A 5,314-nucleotide genomic window follows, 5' to 3' on the forward strand; every position below is an offset into this window, starting at 1 on the left:
CCCTTAGATTAATCCGACGGCGCAATATAGCACTACTGATATCGACTGCGCCGTTTAATCAGACCAGAACATAGAAAAATGTCCACAGTTGCTCGTAACGCAGGGACTGTAAACTCAGAAACATCTGATCACCTAATCCTCCAGCACCAATAATCCCCAGTACTGTTGCTGAGCGAATGGCACAGTCAAAGCGATAGACACTGTAGGAAAGAAGATTGAAAAAGGCTTGGGGAATCAGACTGTAGAGAAGTGCAGTTAAGGGGGATACGCCACTATTGAGCAAGGCCATTAACGGTTCCCGTGGGGTTTCATCCAGAATTTCTGAAAAGACCTTGGCAACGATGGCACCATAGGGAATAGCGATCGCAATTATGGCCACTAGGGGATCTAACCCCCAGATATTGAGGAAAAATATCCCCCATATCATCTCATGAATCGCTCTAGGAAAGGCCAGCAGTCCCCGCATGGCTAGCCAAATACTGTGGTGCATGGGCCAGTGAGGAAAGACGGTCAACCACCACACTTGTGACGTTAAAATTCCTCCTACCATCCCCAGCAAGATACTCAGAAAGGTTCCGCAAGCGGCATAAGCGAGGGTGGTAAGAGTGGCATTCAGGGTCAGGCGCAAAAACTCAGGACTAATCTCTGGGTGCCAACTAGCCCGCAAAAATCGCCAGAGTAAGGGAAATCCACCGGGATTGAATAGGTCTTGTTGAAATATTCCAGCTTGGTAGGCGGAAAGAGCAATAGCAACAAAAAACAACAGTCCCCACAGCCGAAGTCGATCGAGTAAGGGTGGGCGAGATAACTGCTTCACCATTAAAACTAACGTCAATTTTGTTACCCCTACTCCCTACTCCCTATTGCCATTAACTGAGGATGAAAATCTCTGACCCAATTGAGAACTGCTATATTTTTTGATATGCTTAATTATCTCTGTTCTGTCACTCTCCGCAAACTTTTGTATTTTCGCGCATTCTATAACTTTTGTAGTTCAAACGATTGCCAGATTTTTTTCTAGCAACAAATACAGTATCCAAGTTTTTCTAATAGGATAGCTTGTATTGATTGACTGATAAGGCTTGTGTAGATTGGCTTCCCGGAGAGTGACAAAAGCCGGAGAGTGACAAAAGAGGGTTATAGCATTTTTCAATTAGGTGAGGTACAAAGTTTCGGTTTTTAGGGAATAGGGGACATGTAACAGCGAACATGGAAAAAATTTTGTGTACCTCATTATACTATAAAACACTAGAATAAATTAATAACTCAAAATAAAATAAATATAAATTTTTGATTTTATTTGAAGTTTACCGGTCAGATTGCTGGTAATATTGATTTTGGGCTTGCTAACAAGTCAACCATTGATATTGCTGAAGCATGATAGTAGTGCTCGCAAACCAGAAAGGGGGTGTTGGCAAAACAATGGTTACCATCTGACCCAAAAATTGGCTCTTGCACACTTTTGGCCAAACTTCCGCGCACCCCATAGCGGTTCCTGGGGGATATCTAAGAAATTTAACACTATTTTTAGATGATGCTCATTTCATCAGCAAATCCGGGAGAAGCAACATCCAGCGGAGCTCTTAGAGGTGGCTAATATTGCTAAGAAATGTAATGCTCTTGTTCGATCATGCTCATGTCATGAGACAATCGGGTAGAAGCAGCTGACCGTAGTGATTGATGATGTTCTATGATCATCAACAGGATAATTCCCACCTACTACTACAAGATCTATTACCAGATTTTTTTGTGTTAAGCTAATCACTGGCAATCTAAATTCACAACACCACAATGAAATAACAAAAAGCGTTCAAACCAAGTCCCAGAAAGCGGTTTCCCTGATTTGTAACTATCTGACCGAAAAAATTCCTAGCCATTACCAGCGATCGCTAAATTAACGGCAAGCTTCAATAGTCAGTTGAAGCAAAAGTATCGCTTGCTAGGTTATTGGATTGATAAATTTTTGGTCAACAGAGGAAATCCGAGATTAAGAAGAGTTTAAGGAGAAAAAAATTGACTGTTTCCCAAGACAAAACGCAACTGAACAACCATGGTTTAGGTTTAAATTCCGTAGATCCAGAGGTCTTTGCGATTATTGAGCGGGAAAACCAAAGGCAAAAAGACAATATTGAATTAATTGCGTCAGCTAACTTCGTTAGTCGCGCTGTATTAGAAGCCACTGGCTCGATTTTGACCAATAAGGTGGCTGAAGGATATCCAGGTCGTCGCTACTTTAGCGGCTGTGAGAACATTGACGAGTTGGAAAACTTAGCAATTTCCCGTGCTAAGGAATTATTTGGAGCCGCTCACGCCAATCTTGAACCCTACACAGGGTCTCAAGCTAATCATGCAGTTTATCTGACTGTCCTTAAACCGGGCGATCGCATCTTAGGGATGGATCTCGGTCATGGGGGGCATCTGAGCCATGGTGCGAAATTTACCATGACAGGTAAAATCTATGACTGTCATTTTTATAAAGTCGATCCACAGACAGAGCGTCTGGACTACGATCAGATTCTCGCCCAAGCTCAAGAGATTCGTCCCAAACTAATTATTGCTGGTGCGAGTTCCTATCCCCGCATCATTGATTTCCAACGCTTTCGGGAGATTGCTGATCAAGTCGGAGCCTATTTATTGGCTGATATCGCCCACATCTCAGGATTAGTTGCAGCCGGATTACATCCTTCTCCCGTTCCCCATGCTCATTTCGTCACCACCAGCACTCAGAAAACCATGCGTGGACCCCGTAGTGGCATGATCTTGCTGGGAGAACATTCCGCACCAGAATTTGCTCGCAAGATTGATAGTGCAGTCTTTCCTGGGGTACAAGGCGCTGTTCACGTCCATGCGATCGCTGCAAAAGCTGTGATGCTCAAAGAAGCCATGTCTGACAGCTTTGCTGCCTATCAACGTCAAAACCTCGAAAATTCCAGGATATTAGCAGAAGATTTGAAGTCAAGGGGATTTCGCCTGGTTTCTGGCGGCACTGATAACCATCTGATGCTTCTCGATCTCACTGAGAAAGGTATCACAGGTAAAGAAGCCGAAGATCGCTTAGCTAGCGTCAGGATTACTGTCAACAAAAACCTGCTTCCCTACGATTCCCAGAAGCCTACCGTCTGTAGCGGTATCCGGGTAGGAACATCCGCAATCACAAGCCGGGGATTTGGTTTTGAGGAAATCCATTGCATTGCCGAACTAATAGATAAAATGCTGAGCAGCGAACCGACAGTTAATACCATTGCAAAGGTTCAAGATGAAGTCAGTCGGTTATCAAAGAATTTGGGTCTAAAACCCCGTCCTTCTAGGACGGCTTTTAAGTTGACATTTTAATAGCGCTAGAGTATGATTTGAACATAGGGTACAGGCTGAAAAACCGTTCGCGTAGCGTGGCCTTTGGCCTTGGCGCAACCGGGAGAGAGACCCGCCACTGCTAGACCTAAAAGAAGTAATGCCCGGAGGGAAGGGAAAGTCCTCCTTAAAAACCCAACCATCAATTAACCGTTGGTGTGTGAACCTGAGCTTTGCGAAATTAGAGAATGCAAACGGTACGGCGGGGCACGCCGGAACCAGGTGAAAAGGAGGGAACAGACTTTTTAAGGCACTCCTAGTAAGTAGCCAAACGCGATCGCGAGAATTGCCCGCTGGGTCTATCATGAACTGAACTAGAATCTTTGTCTTGACGGGTTTCCGGTTTAGGTATTGCCTACTTTTTGGCGGCGTCAAAGATTAGGACATGATGGTTTAAGGCAGCTCGTTGATCTGGGAATCCCCGCTCTTCCAGGGCGGGGAGTGTCAAGTCGCCTTCATCCCCACATCGATTCGATTTACGAGCAAGATCGGGACAAGTTTGCCCTCGAATCCCAATACCAACTTCTGTGATTTCGCCCCCCGACCCCCAATTCTGGGGGAGAAATACACAGAAATACAGTTCAACTCCCCCAAGTCCCCCCATCTTTCAAAGTCCCCCAGCATTGGGGGACCAACGGGGGCTTTACCCAAAGTTTCTCTGAATTTCCTGCACATCAAACTCTGAAAACATCAGCTATAGATCCATATCATGACCACAACAACAGCAAACTCTGAACAAGCCACAGAACGCGCCAGAGTACATTACAACAGTGAAAATGCTCGTAATTTGTATGAAATTGCCATTGGCAGCGACACCTTAAATTTAGGGATGTACGAGGACGATCCAGACCGCCCCATCGCTGAAGGGATGGCGAAAACCACTGAGTGGATGGGGGCACAAGTACAGAACCTCAATCCCGATTTCCGTGTGCTTGACCTGGGTTCTGGATATGGGCCAGCCGCACGGCATTTAGCTGGCAAATATGGCTGTCATGTCACCTGTCTCAACATTAGCGAGGAGCAAAATCAGGAAAATGAGCGGCGCAATCGTGAACAGGGTCTTGACAATCTGATTGACATTGTGTACGGCAATTTTAAAGACATTCCATTTGACGATGCCAGCTTTGACCTAGTTTGGTCTCAAGATGCCTTGTTCCACTCTGACGGGCAAGATCGCGTCCTAGAAGAAGCCTATCGGGTGCTTAAACCAGGGGGACAGTTAATGTTTATGGATATTCTGCAAGCAGATGATTGTCCAGATGGAGTGTTAAAGGATTCACTCCAACGGGTTAATATCCATCACGGGCGTTTGGGTTCTTTCCATTCCTATACTAGTAAAGCCGAAAGCCTGGGTTTTGAGACTATCAACGTGATCGACAAATCCTATCAGTTGCTGGTTCACTACACTAAATTGAGGGATTCGGTAATTGCCCATTACGACGAACTCAGCCAAAAATGTACCCCAGAATTTTTAGAATCTTCTAAGAATGGCTTATGTCAATGGGTTGAATCTGCTGAGAAAGGTCTGTTTACCTGGGGCTTATTTCATTATCGCCGTCCAAATGCCTAGTTATAGCACTGTTGGCAGGTAATAGGTAATAGGTAATAGGTAATAGGTAATAGGTAATAGGTAATAGGTAATGGGTAATAGGTAATGGGTAATAGTTGATTTTATCCACACTTAATTACTTATTACTTGTTACTTATTCCTTGTGTACCTTCCCCTGCACTCAAAACCTAAAGCCCACTTGTTGGAGTTACGCCCAATAAATTATTAGGCGTTTTTCAATAGGTAATGATAAGTGTTGCAAAATAGAAAGATTCAAGTAATGAACCCTCAAGAAATTGTTAAAACCCATCGCGACCACGTCTTTTTTTCCTGGGTACCTCAGAAAAACATCCAAAATCCCATCGTTATGGATCGTGCTGAGGGCGTTTACTTCTGGGATAAAGATGGCAAACG

5 protein-coding genes are annotated in these 5,314 nt (G+C 44.5%); 2 read left to right on the forward strand and 3 right to left on the reverse strand.

The window, feature by feature from the left end:
- Nucleotides 1-58: 58 nt before the first annotated feature.
- Nucleotides 59-835 carry a PhnE/PtxC family ABC transporter permease gene (locus F6K37_RS20130; RefSeq protein ID WP_229419980.1) on the reverse strand — a complete coding sequence of 259 codons (777 nt, stop codon included), beginning with the start codon at nucleotides 833-835 and terminating at the stop codon, nucleotides 59-61.
- 1,178 nt (nucleotides 836-2,013) lie between these two features.
- Here F6K37_RS20130 and glyA point away from each other — a divergent pair.
- Nucleotides 2,014-3,333, forward strand: coding sequence for a serine hydroxymethyltransferase (gene glyA / locus F6K37_RS20135; RefSeq protein ID WP_287251725.1), 1,320 nt, complete (start codon nucleotides 2,014-2,016; stop codon nucleotides 3,331-3,333).
- 5 nt (nucleotides 3,334-3,338) lie between these two features.
- Here the strand turns inward: glyA and F6K37_RS20140 are convergent, their stop codons facing one another.
- Together F6K37_RS20140 and F6K37_RS20145 are read right to left on the reverse strand one after the other, a co-directional pair.
- Entirely contained in the window at nucleotides 3,339-3,494 is a 156-nt protein-coding gene (locus F6K37_RS20140; RefSeq protein ID WP_287251726.1) for a hypothetical protein, read from the reverse strand.
- A gap of 212 nt (nucleotides 3,495-3,706) precedes the next feature.
- Nucleotides 3,707-3,955: a hypothetical protein gene (locus F6K37_RS20145; RefSeq protein ID WP_287251727.1), complete on the reverse strand. Its 249-nt coding sequence runs from the start codon at nucleotides 3,953-3,955 to the stop codon at nucleotides 3,707-3,709.
- A gap of 105 nt (nucleotides 3,956-4,060) precedes the next feature.
- Between F6K37_RS20145 and F6K37_RS20150 the strand changes: the two genes are divergently transcribed.
- Nucleotides 4,061-4,921 carry an SAM-dependent methyltransferase gene (locus F6K37_RS20150; protein ID WP_008184334.1) on the forward strand — a complete coding sequence of 287 codons (861 nt, stop codon included), beginning with the start codon at nucleotides 4,061-4,063 and terminating at the stop codon, nucleotides 4,919-4,921.
- Nucleotides 4,922-5,314: the final 393 nt, after the last annotated feature.

This window comes from Moorena sp. SIO4E2, from assembly GCF_010671945.1.
Lineage (GTDB): Bacteria > Cyanobacteriota > Cyanobacteriia > Cyanobacteriales > Coleofasciculaceae > Moorena > Moorena producens.

Excerpts from the sequence above, each read along its gene's own strand:
- F6K37_RS20145 (WP_287251727.1), bottom strand. The coding sequence starts at position 3,955 with ATGGGGGGACTTGGGGGAGTTGAACTGTATTTCTGTGTATTTCTCCCC.
- F6K37_RS20140 (WP_287251726.1), bottom strand. The coding sequence starts at position 3,494 with ATGGTTGGGTTTTTAAGGAGGACTTTCCCTTCCCTCCGGGCATTACTT.
- F6K37_RS20150 (WP_008184334.1), top strand. The coding sequence starts at position 4,061 with ATGACCACAACAACAGCAAACTCTGAACAAGCCACAGAACGCGCCAGA.